The organism is Glutamicibacter sp. B1 (assembly GCF_039602135.1).
GTDB classification, from domain to species: Bacteria; Actinomycetota; Actinomycetes; order Actinomycetales; family Micrococcaceae; genus Glutamicibacter; species Glutamicibacter ectropisis.
In genome coordinates this window covers 1385743-1407496 of sequence record NZ_CP125942.1, presented here as the reverse complement: position 1 = coordinate 1407496, position 21754 = coordinate 1385743, and the positions used below count along the sequence as shown (strand labels likewise).

The window sequence follows — 21754 nt, the reverse complement described above, 5'->3', positions numbered from 1 at the left end:
GTATCGCACGATTCCCAGCTAAGCGCTGGCTCAAACGCCGAATGGCTTTGCGTATTGATAAGCCCCACGGGGAAGTTTTGCTTCGTCGAAGACTCGCACCATAAAGTGTTCACCCCAACTGGCATCACTCGGGGTAATGCCACGGGCCCCAGCAGGTTCATAACCAAACCGGCGGTAGTAGCTAGGAGCCCCGAGTAAAACGATGGCGCTTAACGATTCGGCTTCAGCTCGGTCATGAATACTTTGCATCAGAATCGATCCCACGCCACGATGCTGATACTCCGGGGCAACAGCTAGTGGCCCAAGTCCCAGCATGGGTTCGCCGTTGATTCGGCCCCACGTAGCTATGACGTGGCCGATAACAACGGAGTCATCGAGAGCTACTAAGGAGAAGCGCGAGTCGTAGTCTTCGCATTCGAAGAGGTTCTGGAGTAACCCGACTTCCTCAGGCTCAACCATGGGGTCAATTCCAGCAAAGGCAGCATGCGTTACTGCATACACCGCTGCACGGTCATCAAAGACTTCGGGACGGATATGCATGATCGCAAACCTATCAAAACTCACCAACCAAGGAAAATTCAACCAGAGTATTGATTGGTTCTTAACTCGGCCGCCGTATCAAGAATTTTCGGGCCAACCATCCAAAGATTACGACTGCGCGTGACTCGTTCACCGAAGCTTCACTTTCTAGATGCTTTAGAGCTCTTCCACTGTGTGAAGCATCGTGTTGGCACTGTCGATTGCGCGTTGGCGCGGGCAGTTCAAAGAATTCTTTTCCCCTTCTATTCGTTCAGGTGAAACGCTGATCTAGCCTAGAAGATCACGCATAAATTCATAGTCAAAACCAATGCTTCCCAGCATGAGGTTATGTGATGAACACTCAATTCCTTTGAGGAATTTGGTCTGCCCGTTCATCGTCAACCGTTTGCAGAAACCTTGAACCGTTCGAAAAATGATGATGGAATAAGTGGCGCATCGCTCATCACTTGCAATGGAGAATCAATGAAACAGACGCGAGCCTTCAAAGCGCCACTGGCTGCTGCGGTATCTGCAGCCCTGATGGCAACGCTCTTGCCTCTAGCCCCTGCAACCGCCGCCACCGAAGTAACGGCGAGAACTGAAGTAAACGCGCAGGCTGTCACCGTTGATTCTGCAGTGCAGGTTGCTACCAAGAAGATTCAGCGAGATCCGAGCAAGACTGATGTCTTCGTCAACAAGAGCTACCCACTGAGCCCCAAGAAGTACGCGCCAAAAACTGTGGCAGTTAAAGGCACCAACGTGCGATTGCAATCCTCAGCTGCCAGCGCTTACTCAAAGATGGTCAAGGCTGCAGCCAAAGATGGCGTCAAAATTCGGGCGGTCAGTGGGTATCGTTCCTACGCTCGCCAAGCTGAGCTCTACAACTACTATTCACGAATCTACGGGCAAAGCTACGCTTCAAGAATTTCTGCCGTTCCGGGAACCAGCGAACACCAGACTGGTTTGGCCATCGACGTTGGCAACAACAATAGCCAGTGTGGGTTGCAGGCCTGCTTCGCGAACACTCCGGTGGGCAAATGGGTTGCTAAGAACGGCTACAAGTATGGCTTCATTCTTCGCTACCCCAAGGGTCAAGAATCCGTCACCGGATACTCCTATGAGCCGTGGCACTTCCGCTACCTAGGCACCTCGCTGGCCAAGAGCTACAAGAACTCGGGCGCGAAAACCCTTGAGGCCTACTACGGGGTGGCCAAGAGCAAGTCCAACAACAACAGCGACAAGAGCGCCAAGGGCACCGCAAAGACCACCGCAAATCTGAACATGCGCTCAGGTGCCGGAACAAACAATCGGATTGTCCTGACCATCCCTCGTAGCAAGACTGTACAACTGACCGGTTCCAAAAAGTCCGGCTGGTATGAAGTGCGTTATAGCTCGAAGACCGGCTGGGTTTCTGGAACCTACCTAAGCAACATTTCGATACCTTCGACTCCTAAGAAGAAGGAATCGTCGAAGGACAGCAAGTCCAAGAGCACGAACTCCAAGTCCGCAAAGACCACCGCGAATCTCAATATGCGCACTGGTGCCGGCACCGGCAACCGCGTCGTGTTGACCATTCCGCGTGGCAAGCAGGTGACCATCACTGGTTCCAAGAAATCCGGCTGGTACCCCGTGAAGTACTCGGGAAAGTCGGGCTGGGTCTCGGGACAGTATCTGAGCAACTTCTCGGATTCGGCACCTAAGTCCAATACCGAGAAGAAGAAGTCTAGCCCCAAAGCGGCCACCAAGACGACTGTCGCAAACTTGAACATGCGCAGTGGCGCAGGCACTTCGAATCGTGTTGTGTTGACCATCCCGAAGGGTAAGAAGGTAACACTGACCGGTACCGAAAAATCGGGTTGGTACAAGGTCAAGTACTCATCTAAGACTGGCTGGGTTTCGGGTAAGTACCTGCGCTAAGCCGACACCTAGGGAACTGGGGAACTTAGAAACTCTGAGCACCTGGGTATCTTTTATCAAAAACGCAGTGGGCCGTTCAAACAATCTGATTGTTTGAACGGCCCACTGCGTTATATCTGATCCTACGAGTAGGTCAGGGGCTGTCTATGGTCGTGAAGACTGAGACGTGGTTGCCTCTGATCTAGCGCTCATCTGCCGAGACCGGGGTGCGGTCTACGGTGAAGGAGGTACGAGCGGAGACTGCCGATGCTCCGGTGCCCTGGCTGCCGTTGAGCCAGACATCATCGCCGGCTTCCACCGAGGAAATCTTCACTGCATCATCGGTGCGGGTTAGGTCTCGGCGCAGGGTTTCTGGAACCAGGAAGGTCGAAACCACGGTGATGGCTGCCAGAACCGTCATGTATAGGCCGAGTACTAGCCAGTTAGCATCGGTGATGGCGATCAGGTAAGCACCTAGGACACCTGCCAAGCCACCGGCCAACACAGCCGAGATTTCGCGAGCCATAGCCACGCCCAGGTAACGGTGACGGCTACCGAAGAGTTCTGGAAGCATCGCGCACTGTGGGCCAAGCATGGTGGCTACGGCGAAGCCGATACCAATAGCGATGACTGCAATAGCTAGTGCGTGGTTGCCCAGAGTCAGCATCCACCAGGCTGGCAGCGAGTAGACCAGCATGAACAGAGCACCAGCACGGTAGACGGCCCGACGGCCAAAGCGGTCGGAGAGCGCACCGGCGAACGGCACCGAGAACACACCGATCAGCGAACCAATGGTCACGCCCCAGGTCAGCAGACCCTTATCGGCTTCTGGACCAACAACGGTGACGAAGAAGCTCAAAGCCAAGCCCTGGAACATGTAGGAGCCACCGTTTTCTGCCATGCGCAGACCGATACCAACCAGGACGCCTGGGAATCCGTTGCGGAAGAGTTCACGCAGTGGGTGCTCTGAAACCTGCTCGCGCTTTTCCATCTCAACAAAGGTTGGGGTCTCTTCCAGCTTTGAACGAATAAGAACCGCAAGAATGATCAGCAAGAACGATGCCAGGAATGGAACACGCCAGCCCCAGGTCATCAAAGCCTCTTCAGGCAACATGGTCAGCAGCGAGAAAACGACTGCAGCCAACAGGGTACCGGCCTGAATACCAATGAATGGCAGTGCGGAGAAGAATCCGCGGCGGGCAGTTGGAGCGTATTCCGCCATCAGAACCGTTGCACCAGCCTGCTCGGCACCTGCGCCGAAGCCCTGAAGCAGTCGCAAGAGAACCAACAATATTGGTGCCCAAATGCCAGCCATCTCGTAGGTTGGCAGGACACCGATCAGCGTTGAAGCACCGCCCATGAGCACGATGGTGATGACCAAAACGATCTTGCGCCCCAGACGGTCACCAAGCATACCGAAGAACAAACCACCAAAGGGCCTGGCCACGAAGCCAACACCGAAGGTTGCGAACGCCGCGACGGTGGCCATGGCTGGATCACCTTGCGGGAAGAACAACACGTTGAAAATCAGGGCTGTGGCCAAGCCATACAAAGCGAAATCGAAATATTCGAGTGCACTACCAATGCTGGATGCCAGAGTGGCCCGCTGCAGATTCTTGGCGTAGTTCTCGTCAAGCGCTGTTCCGCCGGAGCCGGCGGCGCGTGCTGGTGTTGTATTCATGGAGGTCTCCTTCGACAAGTGAATCACATCACTACTTCCTGCATCGAAGATACCAGCATAGCGAACAACGTACAACATAGTGGACGGTTTATTTTCGGGGATCTGCACCACGCACAGAACATCGGCCCGCACCCCCAAGAATTTAGGGGTACGGGCCGATGCTCGTTTTCAGTGTTCTATGAACTTAGTACTGCGCTCATTAACTGCGCGCAGCGCGCTTCCTCCACGGATTTTCCAAGCGTGCGGCAACCTCGCGCAAGGCGGTACCGGTGGCCGCCACTCGGATCGGATCTGCCTGGTCAACAGGAAGAGCCGTTCCCAAGGCCAATGGTGGGTCACCCGGGGACCATGCCGCCAATGGCACAGCAACCCCGGTCACCCCGCTAGTGGAATGCCCTTCATCAACGGCAAAACCCCGCTCGCGGGCGACTTCAAGACGCTGATGGAGATCTTCCAGAGTCAGCTCTAGACCATCAACACCACTGCGCATGGGCAGCACCTCGCCCATGATCTCAGCGACTTGGTCTTTATCGAGGTTCATCAGCAAAGCATTACCGGCAGCACTGAATGCGGCCGACAAACGTGAGCCTAAAGGTGCCCCAAAGCGATAGGGGTTACGACCCTCATGCCGGGCAAGATACAGCGAGTCAGAACCATCAAGCATGGCAATCTGCACCAATTCCCCACGCAGCGTAGGCGATGAGGAGATCTGGTCAAAGAATTCGCGCACCTGATTGAACTGAACCGAAAAAGCTCCGCCTAGCTCTGCGTTACGACGCCCCAGACCAAAGCCATCGCTGGTGCGACGGATCATCTCACCGTCTTCCAGCGCCTGGCAAAGGTTGGCGCACGAGGACTTGGCAATCCCTAGGGTGCGCGCGAGTTCACTGAGCGAGAGTGAACGCCCATCAGCCTCGGCGAGCAACCGCAGAATAGCAATGGCTCTGGTAACGGCCGGGGCAGGGTCGCGGGTAGCCCGCTCCCCGCTCTGGCCTGTAACGTCGTTTACGCTTGTCATCAGTAGAACTCTACGATATCCACCTTATTGCGCAAGCCCTGCCCGTCGAGCAGGCAAGTTGCGTTATGGGCGAAGAGTCGGGCGATACGCGTCGTCTCCTGATTGCTCAGGGCCGCAGTGTGCGGGCTGATCAAAACATTGGGGTGCTCCCACAGAACGCTCTTGGGATCCAGCGGTTCCTGCGCGACAACATCCAAGGCAGCGAAGCCAATTCGACCAGCTTCGAGCGCAGGAATCAGTGCGGATTCATCCACCACAGTTCCACGGCCAACGTTCACTAGGATCGTTCCTTCTTGAACGGCTTCGAAAACATCGGCACCCAGTAGGCCTTCGGTGCTCTTGGTTCCTGGCAGGGTTGCCACAATCGCGTCCACCTGGCCGGCAACTTCTGCAAGCTGCGATGGATCAATCAGGCGGTCAACACCGGCCACTGGCTTACCGCTTCGCGAGGTACCCCAGACGGTGGAGCCGCAGGCATTGAAGCGTTCGACCACGGCAGTACCAATACCACCGAGACCAACCACCAGGATGGTCATCTCATCGAGGTGGCGCATACGCCAACGCTCTGAAGGCCAGTACTTGTTCGCTTGGTCGGCTTCGAGCTTGCGCAGGTTCTTTGCTCCGGCCAAAACACCGAAGAGAGCAAATTCTGCCAAGGTGGAGCCGTGAACTCCGGCGCTGGTTGAAAAGGTGACTCGTTCCAGTTCGTCAGCAGTTAGTGCGGCTGCCTTAACCTGGGAGCCACCGCCGGCGGCCGTGGTGTGTACCCAGCGGAGATCCGGGTTTTCGCGGACAGTCTTTTGCAACAGTTCGGGGTTGACATCTGGGATGCCGAACAGTGCCTGGGATGAGGTGATGATCTGGTGATAACGCTCCGCCTGCTCTGGGGTGCGTGTGAAGGTTGGATCCCCTTCCCAGTCACCCTGCCAGCGCTGCGGGCGGTAGAGTTCGGGTTCATAAACGAAATCCAAACGTGGTTCGAGTTCTCGCATCAGTTCAAGATCTGCTGCTGGTAAATCTACGGCGATTCCCACGCGCAGACGTTGTGTAGTTGGCGTCATTGCTTCCTTTTCCTTCCGTCGAGTGACAGCATACCGCTTTGGACAGTATATTGAACAGAGTTCGCTATGTTGTCCAATGATTTTTTATCTTTTGACCACCGTTCAACAAAGGAGTTGTAGATGAATTCAGAAAACCAAGCCCAGCAATCAGACCAACAATCTGTCGTAGGCGTGATTGGTCTGGGAGCCATCGGACGACCGATGGCCCGCCTGCTGGCCACCACTCACGCTGGGGTTAAAGTGACGTCCAGTCGCGCGAAAGATGACGTTCTAGCGGACCTCAGCTCAGGCTTGTCTTCAGAAACGGCAGCCAACAAAATTCACTGGGCCGACAATGCAGCACAATTAGCCAAAGACTGCGAAGACATCCTGCTCATGCTGCCGGACCTTCCCCAAATCAGTCAGTGCCTGGAAGGTCCCGAGGGGATTCTGGCCGGACTTGAGCAACGAGACCCAGCTGCAACTCCCCTACTTCTTCTTATTGGTTCCACCTGCTCCGCACCGGGCGTTCGCGCTCTGGCCGATGATCTGGCTGCACGCTACGGCGAGCGCATCGCCATCGTTGATGCCCCTGTCTCTGGCGGTGAAGACGGCGCCATCCAAGGCACGCTGTCCATCATGCTTGGTGGCTCCGAAGCGCTCTGTGCCCGAGCGACCCAAGTCCTCGCACCCTGCGGAACCCCGGTACGACTTGGCGAACTCGGTGCCGGCCAGGTCGCCAAGGCCTGCAACCAGCTTGTCGTTAGCTCCACCATCTTTGCGTTAGGTGAAGCATCGGTACTTGCCGAACGCTCCGGTCTAGACCTGGCAGCCATGTGGGATCTGCTGGGCCACGGTTATGCCTCATCACGCCTCTTGGACAGCCGCAAAGATCGTCTGGTCAGCGGAGATGACTCGCCATCCGGTGCCATCAAGTACATGCGCAAGGATCTGGCTGGCGCCAATGAGATCGCTGCGGCGACCAACACCGATCCAGTGCTCCTACCGCTCTTGCGTCAAGCCATCGACGAGGTCATTGAGGCAGGACTCGGCGATCGAGACATCTCGGTGACCAAGCGGTTCATCGCTGAACGGTAATTTAGGCCACCAAGGATTTCACCGTGGCCACCACTGCGCTGGCCACCTGACTAATCTCGTTTTCCTTCGTGGCACGAGTAAAGGACAAGCGCACCGCTGCATGCGCGAGCTGCTCGTCATAGCCCATGGCGGTGAGCACCGGCGAAGGGTCGGTGCTCCCTGCCGCGCAAGCGGAGCCCGAAGAGCACAGCACCCCACGGCGCTCTAATTCAATGAGCACTGTCTCTCCTGCGGTACGGGGGAAAACCAGAGAAACAATGCCACCGATGCGTTGTTTACGATGCCCGGTCACTTGCACCAGCCCCGGGGCAATCTTCCCCAGTTCTTTGGTGATCCTCTCGATCAGATAATTGCCGTAACCATCTCCTGCCCTGGCTTGGCGCTGTTCAGCACACAGTTGCAAGGCCCTGGCGATACCGACCGATGATCCCGGATTCTCGGTGCCAGAACGCATTCCACCTTGTTGCCCGCCACCGTGAAGCAATGGCAGAACTTCGTAACGGTTACTGACATAGAGCACGCCACTGCCTTTGAGTGCACCAATTTTGTGTCCCGAGAGGCTTAGGGCGTCCACGTGTGCGGTAAGTTCGGTGAGGTCCAGCCATCCGGCGGCTTGCACCGCGTCGGTGTGCATCAAAGCTCCCGCACTATGGGCCAGTTCTGCCAGTTCTTTGATGGGCTGGATGGTGCCCACTTCATTGTTCACAGCCATCACGGAAACTACCGAGACCTGGTCATCGATCAATTCTTTGGCAACCTGTAGATCCACAATGCCAAACTCATCGACAGGGATGAGTTTGTGAGAAAATCCGTGAACCCTGACAAGGTACGCGCAGGCTTCCAACACTGCAGGATGCTCAATGGCACTACTGACAACCACCTTGCCACGAGGATTAGCCAAGGCCCCACCGATGACGGCCGTATTATCCGACTCGGTACCGCCGGAGGTGAAGTAGATTTCGCTCTCTTCGACGCCGAGGTGTCCAGCAACCTGATTGCGTGCCCAGTCGTTGGCTCTTCGTGCCTGATGACCGAGCTCGTGCAAGGAAGCAGGGTTCCCAAAATTGCTGGTTAATAGTGGGGTGATGAGGTCAAGAACTTCTTGACGAGGCGGGGCGGTGGAAGCCGCGTCCATGTAGATCATGCAATAACCATATCCAAGCCCAGATCAATAGCCCGCACCGAGTGAGTGATGGCTCCACTAGAAATAATGTCGACACCTTGTTCAGCGATGGCTGCAACGGTACGCGCAGTCACCGTGCCACTGGCTTCAATAATGGCCTGACCATCAATGAGTTTGATGGCTGCCGGAAGATCTGCGACATCAAAGTTATCCAGCATGATGATGTCCACCTTGGCCGCTAGGACGGCAGGGATTTGCTCAATCCGGTCAACTTCAACTTCCATCGCCGTGGTGTGCCCCAGCCGGGCACGCACGGACTTCAAAGCGTCGGTGAGTTCTTCTCCGTCGCCGAGCAAGGCAAGGTGATTATCTTTGGCCATAAACGCTTCGGAGAGATTGTCTCGGTGATTCACTCCCCCACCACAACGCACCGAATACCGCTCTAGCACGCGCAATCCCGGCGTCGTTTTTCGAGTATCGGCAATCCTTGCCTTGGTGTGCGAGACCAGGTCCACCAATTCACGGGTGGACGTCGCAATGGCGCTCATCCGCTGTAATAGGTTGAGAGCCACGCGCTCGGCGCTGAGGACCGAAATCGCTGGCCCCTGCACCTTGAGAAGCTCATCGCCAGCGTCAAACTTTTGGCCATCGGCAACCAGCTGGGTTACTTCGGTCTTATCGTTCAAGGTGGTCATGGCCCGGGCAAAAACCGTGCCTCCAGCCAAGACTCCTGGTTCCCGAGCTTTGACCACGGCGGTCGCCTGGGCCTCAGCTGGAACAATAGTGTCTGCGCTCAGATCCCCGCGCGGATAGTCTTCTTCGAAGGCCAGTGCAAGGATCCGGTCGATGGCAGCTAGTGGGACCGGATGGATGGGCTGATTCACGCGTTAACTTCCTTGGTTTTAAGCTGATGATCTATTGACTGCACGCCTGATAAGACCCAGCCATAACGAATGGTGTGTGCGGTCGCTTCCTGGTCGTTAGCGTCCAGCCGGTGGTGTGCCCCCAAGGACTGTGTCCGCTGTTGAGCAGCGTAAGCGATCAGTCGTGCACAGGTGTATAGATTGTTCAGTTCACTTTGTGCTCGTGGTGCTTGTGCCACCGGGGCGCTGGAGTCGAGCACACTCATGAACTGTTGCAGCCCGTCACCGGTGCGGTAGACCCCCAAATGTTCGCTGGCAAGATCCTTGAGTTGTTTCAATTCCATGGGAGCTTGTGTCTGCGTTTCTGGTAACTCACCGACCACAAGACCGTTCAGATCACAGGCACTGCCTGGTTCATCGGTAGCTGCAGCATGCACTGCTTTGCGCGCAAACACCATGGCTTCGAGTAAGGAATTACTGGCGAGACGATTCGCACCGTGCACCGTGGTGTTGGCGCATTCGCCAGCCGCATAAATCCCGGGAACGCTGGTGCGTCCTTGGGTATCGGTGTGGATTCCACCCATCGCATAGTGCTGGGCGGCAACTACGCGAATCGGAGCCAACGTCATGTCCAGTGAACAGGCTTTCAGACGTGCGGTGATGGAGGGGAATCGGCGTGCAAGGAAGCCTGCACCTTTGGCAGTTTCCACTGCTCTGGCATCGATAAAGACCTGGTGCCCGGCTTGATATTGAGCGTGAATGGCACGGGCCACCACATCGCGTGGGGCGAGTTCTGCCCGTTCATCAATGTCAATCATGAAACGCTCGCCGAGCTCATTGATGAGCACTGCGCCTTCTCCACGAACTGCTTCGCTGATCATCCCGGCTTCCGGGTAGAGCTGCGGGTCAACGAGTGTTGGATGGAACTGGATAAATTCCATATCGCTGATCACCGCCCCGGCACGAGCCGCCAGACCGATACCGTCCGCGGTGGCCCCGTGCGGATTCGTGCTCGCCGCATAGAGCGAGCCCAGTCCACCGGTGGCCAGTAGCACCGCGTCAACGTGTAGCTGGTCGATAGCATCCTCTTGCAGATACTTCACACTACGCTGGTCTGCCTCGGTGACCTCAATGTCCACCACGAAGGCGTTCTCGATTAAGTCGAGTTGTCCCGCATCCTTCGCCGCACGGACGGCACTGGCGAGGGCAGCCACGAGACCAGCACCGGTAGCATCCCCGCCAGCGTGCAGGATTCGGTGCGCACTGTGTGCTGCTTCCAAACCCAGCTGGTAATTGCCGGCGGCATCCTTGTCGAACTGTACCGAGTGCTCTTCCAAGATATTGACCAGGTCGTTGGCAGATCCGCAGAGCTCTTGAACTGCTTCTTGTGTTCCGTGCCAGGCTCCGGCGCGCAAGGTATCGGTGACGTGACTGGCCACCGAATCCCCCGTGGCTTCTCCCTGCGTGGTCACTGCGGATAATCCGCCTTGTGCGCAGGAACTATTTCCGTCGCCCAACGATCCTTTGGTCAGTAGCGAAACTCTTAAACCTAGACGTACCGCTTGAAGAGCTGCGCACAAACCAGCAACTCCGGAACCAACAATCGCTAGTGTTCGTGGGGTGTTGGCAGGCCGGCTCATGGCTTTGCTGCCAACATGCGTTCCAATGCGGTTTTTGCGTCACCCTGTTGTTCTTTTGGAACGGTGATTTGGTTGACTACTCGTCCTGCCACCAGTTCTTCAAGCACCCAGGCCAGGTAGCCGGGGTGGATGCGATACATCGTGGAGCAGGGGCAAATCACTGGGTCGAGGCAGAAGATGGTGTGCTGCGGGTACTGGGCAGCAAGGCGGTTGACCATATTGATTTCGGTGCCAATAGCAAAAGTTGTTGGTTCGGTGGCCGCCGCAATAGCTTTTTGAATGAAGTCGGTGGAGCCAGCAGCATCGGCTGCATCGACAACTTCCATCGGGCATTCAGGGTGAACAATTACCTTGACGCCAGGGAATTCTTCACGGGCTTTGGTGATCTGCGCTGGGGCGAAGCGCTTGTGCACCGAGCAGAAACCGTGCCACAAGATGACCTTGGCATCTTTCATCGTCTGCTCGTCGTTTCCACCTAGTGACTTGCGCGGAGTCCACATCGGCATGTGTTCCAGTGGCACACCCATGGCCTTGGCGGTGTTGCGTCCTAGGTGCTGGTCCGGGAAGAACAGCACGCGGCGTCCACGCTCAAAGGCCCACTCCAAGACGGTCGCAGCGTTTGATGAGGTGCAGACCAGTCCACCGTTGCGTCCCACAAACGCCTTGAGCTCTGCCGAGCAGTTCATGTACGTCACTGGGATAACCGGCATACGTCCGTCATCGGCTTCATCGGCATAGAGTGCGGTGAGTTCATCCCAGCAGGCTTGCACACTTGGTCCGTCGGCCATGTCAGCCATGGAACACCCGGCGGCAAGATTCGGCAGGATCACCGACTGGTCATCACGGCTGAGGATATCTGCCGTTTCAGCCATGAAATGCACACCGCAAAAGACGATGGCTTCGGCTTTGTCTCGGGTCAGCGCAGCATTGGCCAGTTGGAAGGAATCACCGACAAAATCGGCGTACTTCACTACCTCATCGCGCTGGTAGAAGTGGCCAAGGATTACGGCCTTCTCCCCCAGGGTTTCTTTCGCTGCCAGAATTCGAGCGTCCAGATCTTCATCACTGGCTTTCAAATACTCTTCTGGAATGGATCCCTGGACCGGGTAGCCTGCTGGCACACGGTCTTCCTGAGAGGCACCCGGGCCATACCCTGCCGGCGTATCCCATGGGTTGGCTGCCAGATCCGTGGAGCAGGTGGAGTCTGGGGCCAAGAGGTTCAGCCGGGTGATGTTCTGAGCAACAGATTGGCTGTTGTCGGTGAGTTGAGTGCTCATGGGATATCCATTTCTTGCGATTGATAGGGAGAAGTTGGTGAAATCTCTAGGCTTGCGTTGGGTCGACTTCCAAGGGGTCAGGACCGTGACCTACGTAGCGGTAGAGACGGGGTGGACGGTGTTGCCCACCGGCAAGGTACTCATCGGTTTCTTCGATGGTGGCGGTATTTTTTAGCGTGCGCCGAAAGTTTGCTGGGTCTAGGCGTCGGCCAAGGATTGCTTCGTAGACTCCCCGCAGCGCGGCGAGCGTAAATCGTTCGCCCAAGAGTCGGTGAGCGATTTGCCCGTATTCGGTCTTGTTCCGTAGCCGCCATAGGGCGTAGTCCACGATCTTTCGGTGGTCGAAAGCCAATTGAGCAATGTTCGGATCATCGATGTCGAACCAGGCGACGTTCTCGTCTTGTACTGTGGCGCCGACCTGGTCTGCATTGAGCAACGCAAAGTAGGCGATGGTCACTAGACGGTGGGTGGGAGATCTGTCGATGTCACCGAAGGTGTAGAGCTGTTCGAGATAGCTCGGACGTAGGCCGGTAGTCTCGGCCAGGTTCCGGCCGGCCGCTTGGCCTAGGGATTCTCGTGCATCAACCGGACCACCTGGCAACGCCCATAATCCTGCGTGTGGTTGCCGGATTCTGCGGACCAGTGGCAGACAGAGTTTGTCTGGGCCTCCATCCTGCCCTTCTCGGATACCTAAGATGACCGTCGAAACGGCTAGGGCCGGTGGCAGGTTGCGGCGCTCGTTGACGTTCGCCCATCCCGGTACCGATGACATTTTTGTGTTGGCCTCGTTTTCGTTGCGTCGATTTTTGGTTAGAGTCATTCTGACATTAAGTAGAGTGTGAAACTAACCGCTGTCCAAGATTTAGGTAAAAATGTCCTATGATCTAAGGCATGACACTGGATCTGAATCTTCGAGTGGTACGCACAAACACTGAGGTGAGTGGCCCATCCGTGCTCTTCATCCACGGCTTTGCCTCATCCGGCGAACTGAATTGGGAGCGTTCGCGTTGGCTGAAATATTTCACCGACTCCGGCCGCAACGTACTACTTGTTGACCTTCCCGGTCATGGCGAAGATCCACGCCGCAATGAGGGCAGTTGGGCGCCGAGTCAGATTCGTCAGGCACTAGCTGCCACCGTCATGGACCTAGATGAAGGTCCAGTCGACGTCATTGGCTATTCGCTAGGCTCGAGGCTCGCTTGGGAATTCGCTGCCTTTAACCCAGATTTGGTTGAACACCTTGTCATGGGCGGCCCAGGAGCAGGAGACCCACTCGCCGCCTTTGAAATCGAACAAGCCAAGGCACATCTTGCAACCGGTGAACCGATCAACGATGACTACACCGCGACCATCATGAAGATTGCTTCCGCAGAGCCAAGTAATGACTTGAGCGCATTATTTGAATTGATTGAAGCCATCAAGTCAGAACCATATGACCCGGCAGCGAAGGTTCCCTCAGCCCCAACACTTTTGGTCGCTGGAGATCAGGATGACTTAGCCACCACCATGCCTCGCTTGCGTCGCCTACTCAAAGATGCCGGTACGACCAATGAAGTCCTGTGGCTAGCTGGCCGCAATCACGCCAACGCGGTCACCAGTCGGGAGTTCAAAGAGAAGGCGCTGGAATTTCTCAAGGGTTAGCCCCTGGTGCCGATTCAACTGACTATTCGCATCGAGGCCACCCGATAGATCAGACTGCCCATTTGAAGCCAGGGTTCACCTAATACTCGAGAACGCCAAGAATATTCACCCACTATTCACTTACACTTCCCTTGACAAGATTGCATGCCCAAACTTTAGGCAACTACTTGGATTTAACTCCTTGTTGGGCTTGCGATCTAGTGCTAGCGTCGAAGAGAAAGGTAAGTTCAGTTCTCGCCCGACTTGACTATTGTTGATTCAATGATTAGCCAGAACGTCGGACGCCTACTAACTTTGTCGCTGGTGCGCACAGCAAGACATGCGCATCTTACAAATCAAGTAAGGCTTTCAAATGAATTCCAAGATTCCGCTGGTTCTCGGTCTGAGCACAGTTTTACTCGTAACTTCATGCGCAGCGTCTGTAGAAACGGCACCGAACGCAAAAGACACAACTACATCCGTACCGGTTGTCAGTGACGTTACTGAAAGCAATACGCAAAGCGCATTACCTTCCACTACGGCAGAATCCAAAGAAATCACGGCTGAAGACATCGTGCCAACCCTAAAGCTGGCGCAGTCCGACACCGATTTGCCGCCCGAAGAAATCGAAGATGCTTCAATCAAAAAAGAAACCTTCAGGGCCCTGGCTCCACTCTCCTACTCACGCGAGTACCCGGCCGTCAATGAATCTGGCGATCTTTGCTTAGTAGCTTGGGCTTCAAGTGGCGATGGCGATGGGCCCGCCACACTCAACGGGCCAAAAATCCAATGTCAGGATCCCACTGAAGCCAAAGAAAATGGGATCTCATTAAAGATTGAGAGCGACAAAGACAAACCTGGCGTCGTATTGGCAATGCTTCCACCAGAGATAACCGAAGATGTCGCTCGAAGCGTGCTGCTGAAGATTCCGGGCAACCACGAAGATCTTCGCCCACCGGTGGAATTCAGAGCTACCGAAGATGGACTAGTCTCCTTAGCAATGGAACCGGAAACTGCCAAAGACCTGGGGGAAATTACCTTTCCTCGCAAGGAAGGCTCAGAATTCGTTCTGAACCTTGACTAGCGGCGACGGCGAACGGATCTGAGCCAGAAACTCTGGCTGGCTCAATCCCTCGCCAACGCTCGCGAACTTCTATAGCGGCGTATACATCAGCAAGGTGAGGTCTGGAGCTTCTGCGGGGGTGAGGTTATGTTGCTCGTATGTGGTCAGCCCCTTCTCTGGATGACGGAAAACCCTCTCCCCTGTCTGAAATCCTGCGACATCGCGTTCATTCCAAATTGAAGCGAACGCCTCTGAAGCAGCAGAGACGCGCGCGACAATTCCTGATTCACCGGAGGGGCTGAGCCACCCTCTGGTCTCCGCACGGAAGCTACCAACAAATCCCCTGCTTTGCTTTTCCCAGTCCGGAAGCATTTCACGTAATTGGGCATCGGTAAACACCAGCCACAATAGATTGCGGTCCTCAACATTGACCGTGGTGATCCGCGGATAAAGTTGCGCATATTCGGCATTCCAGCCAATGATGGCCCAGTCTGTCGAGAGCAAAAATGCCGGAAAATTCATGACATCTAATAGACGTTGTAGAGCGGGAGTCATGGCGCTGGGTTCTTCAGGATCCACTTCACCGTGCCCCGCAAGCGATAAAAGATAGCTACTTTCAACGGAACTTAGTCGGAAAAGACGAGCTAGAGACAACATCACCTGGCGCGAAGGATTGATATCGCGTGCCTGTTCCAACCAGGTGTACCAAGTGGCGGAAACCCCAGCCAGCGTGGCCACTTCTTCGCGCCGCAACCCTCGAACTCGACTTCTACCAACCTCCGGTAACCCGTGCGATGCTTTATCGGCACGAGCCCGACGGTCTTTGAGGAATGCCGCCAGTTCCTCTCGACGGCGCTGACCTGCGTTCATAACCCAGCCTTCTTATCATGGTAGTAGTACTACTAGTATCGACACCGTCTGGGTTTGGGAACAAATTTATGGTGAGATTTTAAAATGACCACACTTCGTTCACATACCGTTACCCATGGCCGCAACATGGCCGGCGCTCGCGCACTGTTCCGCGCAGCCGGCGTTAACGGCGCTGACCTTGGCCGCAAGCCAATCATCGCCGTGGCCAATAGCTTCACCGAGTTCGTTCCAGGACACACTCACCTACAGCCAGTAGGTCGCATCGTTTCCGAGGCCATTGAAGCTGCCGGTGGTATCCCCCGCGAATTTAATACCATCGCCGTTGATGATGGCATCGCCATGGGCCACGGCGGCATGCTCTACTCCTTGCCTTCCCGAGATCTCATCGCAGACTCCGTGGAATACATGGTTAACGCACACTGCGCCGACGCACTGATCTGTATCTCCAACTGTGACAAGATCACCCCGGGCATGCTCATGGCCGCTTTGCGCCTGAACATCCCTACCGTCTTCGTCTCCGGTGGCCCTATGGAGTCCGGCCGTGCCACCTTAGTAGACGGCACCGTTCGCACCCTGGACCTCGTTGACGCGATCTCCGAAGCAGTCAACGAAAACGTCTCCGATGCAGATCTGCTGCGCATCGAAGAATCTGCCTGCCCTACCTGCGGTTCATGCTCCGGTATGTTCACCGCAAACTCGATGAACTGTCTGACCGAAGCTATGGGTCTGTCCCTTCCAGGCAACGGTTCCACCTTGGCCACGCATACCGCTCGTAAGGACCTGTACCAAAATGCAGGCAAGCTGGTAGTAGACATCGCTAACCGTTACTACGGGGACAACGACCAGACGGTACTGCCACGCAATATCGCCACCGTCGAAGCCTTCGGCAACGCGATGGCACTAGATATCGCCATGGGCGGTTCCACCAACACCATCTTGCACCTGCTGGCTGCAGCCCGCGAGGCCGGAGTGGACTTCGGTTTGGATGAAATCGATGCAGTCTCCCGCCGTGTGCCTTGTCTTGCCAAGGTCGCGCCTAACGCTGCTGGTGCCGGCAAGATCTACTACATGGAAGATGTTCACCGTGCCGGTGGCATCCCAGCAATCCTTGGCGAACTGCGCCGTGGCGGACTGCTGGACGAAACCGTCCACACCGTTCACGCCACCACCCTGGGTGAATGGCTGGATAAGTGGGATATCCGTGGCGGTAACGCCAGCGAAGAGTCCCTCGCCCTGTGGCACGCGGCTCCAGCGGGTGTACGTTCCTCCAAGGCTTTCTCGCAGTCGGCCCAGTGGGAAACCCTGGATACCGACTCCGAGGCTGGTTGCATCCGCTCCGTTGAACACGCCTACTCCAAGGACGGCGGTCTAGCCGTTCTACGTGGCAACATTGCCGTTGATGGTGCCGTGGTGAAAACCGCTGGTGTGGATCCATCCATCTGGACCTTCACCGGTCCCGCCGTGGTCTGTGAGTCTCAGGATGAAGCAGTTGAAAAGATCCTGAACAAGCAGGTCAAGGAAGGCGACGTTGTTGTCATCCGCTATGAGGGTCCAAAGGGTGGCCCGGGCATGCAGGAAATGCTCTACCCCACCTCGTTCCTCAAGGGACGCGGTCTGGGCAAGTCTTGCGCACTGATCACCGACGGACGTTTCTCCGGTGGTACCTCTGGTCTATCCATCGGCCACGTTTCACCAGAGGCGGCATCCGGGGGAATGATCGCATTGGTAGAAGACGGAGATACCATCTCCATCGATATCCCAACTCGTGAACTGACCTTGAACGTCTCCGAGGAAGTTCTGGCTGAGCGTCGTGAGCGCTTGATCGCTACCACCGGTTACCGCCCAGCTAACCGCGAGCGTGTGGTCTCCCCTGCGTTGCGCGCTTATGCTGCGATGGCACTGTCCGCCGATAAGGGTGCAGTCCGCGATGTTGATCGTGTGGAGCGTGCACTGCGCGAAGCCGATGAGCGTGAAGCTGCAGCTGCACGCGCTGGCGCCAAGGCCTAACAATATCGTCGCTGGAACTTCCAGCGTGCAATGAATGCCGGGTCGACCAAATGGTTGGCCCGGCATTTCCGCATTCACATCACAGGCTCTTGCACATCACGATAAAACCAGGCCCCGATGCTGACCGAGTTGGCGGTTCGCTGGAATAGCTTGATAGAGCCAATTGTTCATGTGCCATTGTTATGGATTACTCACAAATGGGCAGAAGGCCTTGCTGAGAATAAACGTGAGTTAGGGTTAGGAATCTATAGGGTGATGCACGAGGCTCAAAGAGTCTTATCCCTTAGATTTCTATGCATTTTACTCGGTCTAGAACGACCGCAACGAAGTATCCTTCATGGGACGTTCTTGCATAAAGCGGGTTTCAAGTCGAAGATCAGCCCTGCATATCAAATTAGCAATACTCTGTTGAAATCGCCCCATACGACGTAAACGTTTAGAGCTGATCCTCGACAAATCTAAAGATGCGCAACGACTGCGAGCGATCTAACGCGTCTTCAAATCCCCCAATTCGCTACATCGGTACGACGATAAATACTACGCCCACACCAACACAATAGCCAGAACTTGTGGAGAAAAAGCCTCCGCAAAATTGACAGCTCCGTAAACTGATGACTCCGCGACCTGCGCTCTAGTTCCTAAGATTGATGATCAACCCAGTACCAGAAGCTCTAACGTACTCAGAACGCCCGTTGCTGCTTCACCGATATGAATGTGAAAACGACATGAGTGGCGATGACCTCCGCGGCGTGCTGTCCGCCGAAAAGTACAACCACCATGTGATCATCCATGCTCTAAAAAATCTTCAATTGCATAGGTCCCAATGAGTTGCCTAGCTTAGCAAAAATCTAGTCGGGTCCCCTCCATGGGTTTCACTCGAGCAAAACCCATAGAATCTATTAGCATCAACAATGGTGCGGCGACAGAAACACAGCGTATTACACAGTAACCCGTGCTCCAGGAACTGTCACCATCATCGGGCCTCCGGTGACCGGATCTGGATGGATCTCGCAGTGAACACCAAAGGCAGCACCAAGGCTATCCACGGTGATGACTTCATCCGGTGCACCGCTGGCCAGAACTTTGCCCTCATGCATGAGCACTACCGTATCGGCATAACGCATCGCCTGGTTAATGTCGTGGAGCACGGTAATCACCGTTTTCCCAGCATCACGTTGTGATGCAAAGAGATCAAGCAAATCCACTTGGTGGGCAACATCCATATACGTCGTCGGCTCATCTAATAACAAAATCGGAGCCTGCTGTGCCAGGGTGGTTGCCACCCATACCCGCTGACGCTGACCACCTGATAGATCTGAAAGTCTGTGCGTGGCCAATTCCAGGGTCCCAGTAGTGCGTAGTGCCTGATGTACTGGTGCCTCATCTTCGCTACTGTGCTGTGCAAGTAGACCTTGGTGCGGGAAACGCCCCCGAGAAACAAGTTGAGCTACGGTGATTCCCGACGGAGCCACGGCCTGCTGACTGAGCAGCGATACTTCCCGGGCATAAGCTTTGGGCTTGAAAGAATCAATGGCTTTGTCACCGAGGAATATTTGGCCGGCGGATGGTTTCAAGAGCCGTGCCAACGCGCTGAGTAACGTCGATTTTCCGCAACCATTGGGACCGATAATCGCCGTGAATTTTCCCGGTTCAAAAGATAAGTCCAGGGCATCAATAACGGTTTTTCGGTCGTATCCCAAGCTCAACGCTTGTACTTTCAGCCCCTTGGAATTCGTCGGCGCACCATGCCCGACGGCATCCTTTGCGGCGGGCATTGCTCGCTGATCGTACTGCGTTTGTTCCGTTTCTAGTGAAGTCATGAACGACTCTCCCTTACCAACAACCAAATTAAGTAGACGCCACCGAGGCAAACCGTCACGATTCCAACCGGCAACTGGATGGGCATGAATGCAACCCGCGCAATCGTGTCAGCCAGTACGAGGAGCAACGCTCCCAAACAGCCGGCTGGCAGCAGGTCTAATTCGGCCCTGCGAGTTAACCGGGCAGCAATCTGTGGGACAACCAGAGCGACAAAAGCGATGGGACCGGCAGCTGCGGTGGTCACGGCCACCAAACCGACACCAACGATGACCATCGAAGCACGCAACAATCGAGCGTTGACCCCCAGCGAAGTGGCCAAAGCATCACCGCACTCCAAAATGCGGGCCTGGCGTTGCAGGAATACCGCCGCCACAGCAAATAACGCGATGCCCACCAAGGACGGGCCCAAGACAGTATTGCTGACCGAGTTCAAAGATCCAGAACCCCAAACGGCGGCCGACATCGCCACCTGGCTTTGCGCCGCCAAGAGCATAAAAGTGTTGGCCGAAGCTAGCATCGCGCCCACGCCAATACCAACCACAATGAGCCGGAAACCGTTGGTCCCTTCTCGACTTGCGATGATGAATACCAAGGCCGCAGCAAGTAAGCCACCAACAATCGACCCAAGAGCGATCTGTGTCGCACTGGCGGTGGTGAACAGCATGAGCGCCAAAGCCACGGTGTATGCGCCCGAACTAAATCCGATGACATCAGGGCTACCAAGCGGATTGCGTGTCAGCGACTGGAACAGGGCTCCAGAAATACCCAAGGCAAAACCGAAGACTAAGGCCAGAATCATTCGGGTCAAACGCCAATCGCGCACCACCACCTCATAACGGCGCTCGGAATCTCCCAGCAGTGCAGGCAGAATCTGGTCAAAGGGAACACGGATGTCACCCAAGGCTAACGAAATGAATCCGGTGAGCAGGGCCGCCACCGCTAACAGTATGGCAACCAACGTCGAGGTGCGGTCAATACGCCAGGCCCACCGACCCAGCCGCACTTGGATTTCCCGGCGCCCGGTGGGGACGACTAAGTCTTGGGCTGCCGAAAGTTCTGTCGGCGACGGAAGATCAATCACGCTCTTAGTACTCATAGCGTGCTCGCTTTCTTTCGGCGGGCCAAAATGAGTAACACTGGAGCCCCAAGGAACGCGGTGACAATTCCGGCGGACACCTCGGTATTAGGCAAAATGATCCTGCCAAGAATGTCCGAGCCGAGTAGGAGTACCGGTGCGAGCACCATGGTGAAAACCAAAATCCACCCTTGTTGAACGCCAAAGAGCCATCGCACCACATGTGGAATCATCAATCCAACAAAACCGATGGGACCAGCCAACGCAGTGGCAGCTCCACACAGCAGCGTCACCGAGGTGATCACAGCGATACGCACCGGTGCGATACGAACGCCCAAAGCCTTAGCCGGAGCATCACCCAAGGCGATCGCATTCAGCGACCCGGCACAGCACAGTGAAATGAGCAGTCCTACTGCAACGAAGGGCACGATCACCAGGACGGTGGAGAGCTCGTGTCCGTTAATATTTCCGGCCGCATAAACCCGCATCATGTCAAAAATTTGTGGCCTGATTAGTACCAGGGCAGTTGTGACACCGGAAAGAACTGCACCGAAGGCGACACCGGCCAGCACCAAAGTGGCAGGCTCAGCACTACGCCCATTGCGCGACAGGGATAGCCCATATACCGCAAGGGTAGCTACCAACGCTCCAGCCAGTGCCCACCAAATCGAGGCAATCACCGACAGGGAGCCGAGGAAGAAGCTGGCGGTAACCAACGCGAATTGTGCTCCGGCATTCACGCCGAGAATTCCGGGGTCAGCCAGTGGATTTCGGGTCAGGGCCTGGATCAGCGCACCGGCTACGCCTAAGGCGATTCCAGCCAATACCCCCAAAACCGTGCGCGGGATCCTTAGCTGCCTGATGACCTGAACTTCCTCTGAGTTCAACGATGGATCCACGATACTGCTCCACGCCACAGAAAAGTCGATATGCCGACTACCAAAAGCCAATGAGCACAGTATGGTGAAGGCGAGGAGAATGACCAGTCCAACTAACCATGCAAGTTTCGCACCGGTGGAATCTACGAGATTGCCTGTGGCAGGTGGCAGTTCTGAACTCTCAGGCGCATCCGGCTTCTGCTGTGTTTCTGCGGCACGCGGGGGCGCATGTTCGGTATCGCCACGTTGCGTGGAAGTCACCATG

18 protein-coding genes are annotated in these 21754 nt (G+C 55.7%); 5 read left to right on the top strand and 13 right to left on the bottom strand.

What is annotated here, in order from left to right; all coding sequences use genetic code 11:
* Positions 1 to 30: 30 nt before the first annotated feature.
* Positions 31 to 540 carry a GNAT family N-acetyltransferase gene (locus QMQ05_RS06560; RefSeq protein ID WP_345474002.1) on the bottom strand — a complete coding sequence of 170 codons (510 nt, stop codon included), beginning with the start codon at positions 538 to 540 and terminating at the stop codon, positions 31 to 33.
* 462 nt (positions 541 to 1002) lie between these two features.
* On the opposite strand from QMQ05_RS06560, the gene QMQ05_RS06555 reads away from it, so the two are divergent.
* Positions 1003 to 2436, top strand: coding sequence for a D-alanyl-D-alanine carboxypeptidase family protein (locus tag QMQ05_RS06555; RefSeq protein WP_345474000.1), 1434 nt, complete (start codon positions 1003 to 1005; stop codon positions 2434 to 2436).
* Between the two features lie 181 nt (positions 2437 to 2617).
* Here the strand turns inward: QMQ05_RS06555 and QMQ05_RS06550 are convergent, their stop codons facing one another.
* The 3 genes from QMQ05_RS06550 to QMQ05_RS06540 all read right to left on the bottom strand — a co-directional run bounded on the left by QMQ05_RS06550 (position 2618) and on the right by QMQ05_RS06540 (position 6175).
* Positions 2618 to 4096, bottom strand: a complete 1479-nt coding sequence (locus QMQ05_RS06550; RefSeq protein ID WP_345473998.1) for an MFS transporter — start codon at positions 4094 to 4096, stop codon at positions 2618 to 2620.
* 199 nt (positions 4097 to 4295) lie between these two features.
* Entirely contained in the window at positions 4296 to 5114 is an 819-nt protein-coding gene (locus QMQ05_RS06545; protein WP_345473996.1) for an IclR family transcriptional regulator, read from the bottom strand.
* Entirely contained in the window at positions 5114 to 6175 is a 1062-nt protein-coding gene (locus QMQ05_RS06540) for a D-2-hydroxyacid dehydrogenase (protein WP_345473994.1), read from the bottom strand. Before QMQ05_RS06540 ends, QMQ05_RS06545 begins: the two co-directional genes overlap by 1 nt.
* Positions 6176 to 6295: 120 nt before the next feature.
* On the opposite strand from QMQ05_RS06540, the gene QMQ05_RS06535 reads away from it, so the two are divergent.
* Positions 6296 to 7252 (top strand): NAD(P)-dependent oxidoreductase, encoded by a 957-nt coding sequence (locus QMQ05_RS06535; RefSeq protein ID WP_345473993.1) that lies wholly within the window; start codon positions 6296 to 6298, stop codon positions 7250 to 7252.
* A 1-nt stretch (position 7253) separates the two neighbouring features.
* On the opposite strand, the gene QMQ05_RS06530 is transcribed toward QMQ05_RS06535, so the two are convergent.
* Genes QMQ05_RS06530 through QMQ05_RS06510 form a run of 5 tightly spaced genes read right to left on the bottom strand, consistent with a single transcriptional unit; the run spans position 7254 to position 12927 of the window.
* Positions 7254 to 8396, bottom strand: a complete 1143-nt coding sequence (locus QMQ05_RS06530; RefSeq protein WP_345473991.1) for a cysteine desulfurase family protein — start codon at positions 8394 to 8396, stop codon at positions 7254 to 7256.
* On the bottom strand, positions 8393 to 9259 hold the full coding sequence (nadC, locus tag QMQ05_RS06525; protein ID WP_345473989.1) for a carboxylating nicotinate-nucleotide diphosphorylase: 867 nt from the start codon (positions 9257 to 9259) through the stop codon (positions 8393 to 8395). Before nadC ends, QMQ05_RS06530 begins: the two co-directional genes overlap by 4 nt.
* A complete protein-coding gene (locus QMQ05_RS06520) occupies positions 9256 to 10878 on the bottom strand; it encodes an L-aspartate oxidase (protein WP_345473987.1) in 1623 nt (540 codons plus the stop codon). Before QMQ05_RS06520 ends, nadC begins: the two co-directional genes overlap by 4 nt.
* Positions 10875 to 12155 (bottom strand): quinolinate synthase NadA, encoded by a 1281-nt coding sequence (gene nadA, locus QMQ05_RS06515; protein WP_345473985.1) that lies wholly within the window; start codon positions 12153 to 12155, stop codon positions 10875 to 10877. Before nadA ends, QMQ05_RS06520 begins: the two co-directional genes overlap by 4 nt.
* Before the next feature lie 46 nt (positions 12156 to 12201).
* Entirely contained in the window at positions 12202 to 12927 is a 726-nt protein-coding gene (locus QMQ05_RS06510) for an NUDIX hydrolase (RefSeq protein ID WP_345474663.1), read from the bottom strand.
* Between the two features lie 119 nt (positions 12928 to 13046).
* On the opposite strand from QMQ05_RS06510, the gene QMQ05_RS06505 reads away from it, so the two are divergent.
* A complete protein-coding gene (locus tag QMQ05_RS06505) occupies positions 13047 to 13796 on the top strand; it encodes an alpha/beta fold hydrolase (protein ID WP_345473983.1) in 750 nt (249 codons plus the stop codon).
* 352 nt (positions 13797 to 14148) lie between these two features.
* On the top strand, positions 14149 to 14859 hold the full coding sequence (locus tag QMQ05_RS06500; RefSeq protein ID WP_345473981.1) for a hypothetical protein: 711 nt from the start codon (positions 14149 to 14151) through the stop codon (positions 14857 to 14859).
* A gap of 69 nt (positions 14860 to 14928) precedes the next feature.
* On the opposite strand, the gene QMQ05_RS06495 is transcribed toward QMQ05_RS06500, so the two are convergent.
* The gene (locus tag QMQ05_RS06495) at positions 14929 to 15708 is read right to left on the bottom strand and encodes a helix-turn-helix transcriptional regulator (protein ID WP_345473979.1); all 780 of its coding nucleotides are present in this window, start codon (positions 15706 to 15708) and stop codon (positions 14929 to 14931) included.
* Between the two features lie 84 nt (positions 15709 to 15792).
* Between QMQ05_RS06495 and ilvD the strand changes: the two genes are divergently transcribed.
* Positions 15793 to 17715 carry a dihydroxy-acid dehydratase gene (ilvD, locus tag QMQ05_RS06490; protein WP_345473978.1) on the top strand — a complete coding sequence of 641 codons (1923 nt, stop codon included), beginning with the start codon at positions 15793 to 15795 and terminating at the stop codon, positions 17713 to 17715.
* A gap of 938 nt (positions 17716 to 18653) precedes the next feature.
* Here ilvD and QMQ05_RS06485 read toward each other — a convergent pair.
* From QMQ05_RS06485 to QMQ05_RS06475, 3 genes are read right to left on the bottom strand one after another with little or no spacing between them, the layout of a single operon-like run.
* On the bottom strand, positions 18654 to 19535 hold the full coding sequence (locus QMQ05_RS06485) for an ABC transporter ATP-binding protein (RefSeq protein WP_345473976.1): 882 nt from the start codon (positions 19533 to 19535) through the stop codon (positions 18654 to 18656).
* Positions 19532 to 20632 carry a FecCD family ABC transporter permease gene (locus tag QMQ05_RS06480; RefSeq protein ID WP_345473974.1) on the bottom strand — a complete coding sequence of 367 codons (1101 nt, stop codon included), beginning with the start codon at positions 20630 to 20632 and terminating at the stop codon, positions 19532 to 19534. Before QMQ05_RS06480 ends, QMQ05_RS06485 begins: the two co-directional genes overlap by 4 nt.
* The gene (locus tag QMQ05_RS06475) at positions 20629 to 21753 is read right to left on the bottom strand and encodes a FecCD family ABC transporter permease (RefSeq protein ID WP_345473972.1); all 1125 of its coding nucleotides are present in this window, start codon (positions 21751 to 21753) and stop codon (positions 20629 to 20631) included. The genes QMQ05_RS06480 and QMQ05_RS06475 overlap by 4 nt, the downstream gene beginning before the upstream one ends.
* Position 21754: the final 1 nt, after the last annotated feature.

Excerpts from the sequence above, each read along its gene's own strand:
- QMQ05_RS06475 (WP_345473972.1), bottom strand. The coding sequence starts at position 21,753 with ATGGTGACTTCCACGCAACGTGGCGATACCGAACATGCGCCCCCGCGT.
- QMQ05_RS06495 (WP_345473979.1), bottom strand. The coding sequence starts at position 15,708 with ATGAACGCAGGTCAGCGCCGTCGAGAGGAACTGGCGGCATTCCTCAAA.
- nadA (WP_345473985.1), bottom strand. The coding sequence starts at position 12,155 with ATGAGCACTCAACTCACCGACAACAGCCAATCTGTTGCTCAGAACATC.
- QMQ05_RS06555 (WP_345474000.1), top strand. The coding sequence starts at position 1,003 with ATGAAACAGACGCGAGCCTTCAAAGCGCCACTGGCTGCTGCGGTATCT.
- QMQ05_RS06480 (WP_345473974.1), bottom strand. The coding sequence starts at position 20,632 with ATGAGTACTAAGAGCGTGATTGATCTTCCGTCGCCGACAGAACTTTCG.
- QMQ05_RS06535 (WP_345473993.1), top strand. The coding sequence starts at position 6,296 with ATGAATTCAGAAAACCAAGCCCAGCAATCAGACCAACAATCTGTCGTA.
- QMQ05_RS06505 (WP_345473983.1), top strand. The coding sequence starts at position 13,047 with ATGACACTGGATCTGAATCTTCGAGTGGTACGCACAAACACTGAGGTG.
- QMQ05_RS06545 (WP_345473996.1), bottom strand. The coding sequence starts at position 5,114 with ATGACAAGCGTAAACGACGTTACAGGCCAGAGCGGGGAGCGGGCTACC.
- QMQ05_RS06500 (WP_345473981.1), top strand. The coding sequence starts at position 14,149 with ATGAATTCCAAGATTCCGCTGGTTCTCGGTCTGAGCACAGTTTTACTC.
- QMQ05_RS06530 (WP_345473991.1), bottom strand. The coding sequence starts at position 8,396 with ATGATCTACATGGACGCGGCTTCCACCGCCCCGCCTCGTCAAGAAGTT.
- QMQ05_RS06520 (WP_345473987.1), bottom strand. The coding sequence starts at position 10,878 with ATGAGCCGGCCTGCCAACACCCCACGAACACTAGCGATTGTTGGTTCC.
- QMQ05_RS06510 (WP_345474663.1), bottom strand. The coding sequence starts at position 12,927 with ATGTCATCGGTACCGGGATGGGCGAACGTCAACGAGCGCCGCAACCTG.
- QMQ05_RS06560 (WP_345474002.1), bottom strand. The coding sequence starts at position 540 with ATGCATATCCGTCCCGAAGTCTTTGATGACCGTGCAGCGGTGTATGCA.
- QMQ05_RS06550 (WP_345473998.1), bottom strand. The coding sequence starts at position 4,096 with ATGAATACAACACCAGCACGCGCCGCCGGCTCCGGCGGAACAGCGCTT.
- ilvD (WP_345473978.1), top strand. The coding sequence starts at position 15,793 with ATGACCACACTTCGTTCACATACCGTTACCCATGGCCGCAACATGGCC.
- QMQ05_RS06485 (WP_345473976.1), bottom strand. The coding sequence starts at position 19,535 with ATGACTTCACTAGAAACGGAACAAACGCAGTACGATCAGCGAGCAATG.
- QMQ05_RS06540 (WP_345473994.1), bottom strand. The coding sequence starts at position 6,175 with ATGACGCCAACTACACAACGTCTGCGCGTGGGAATCGCCGTAGATTTA.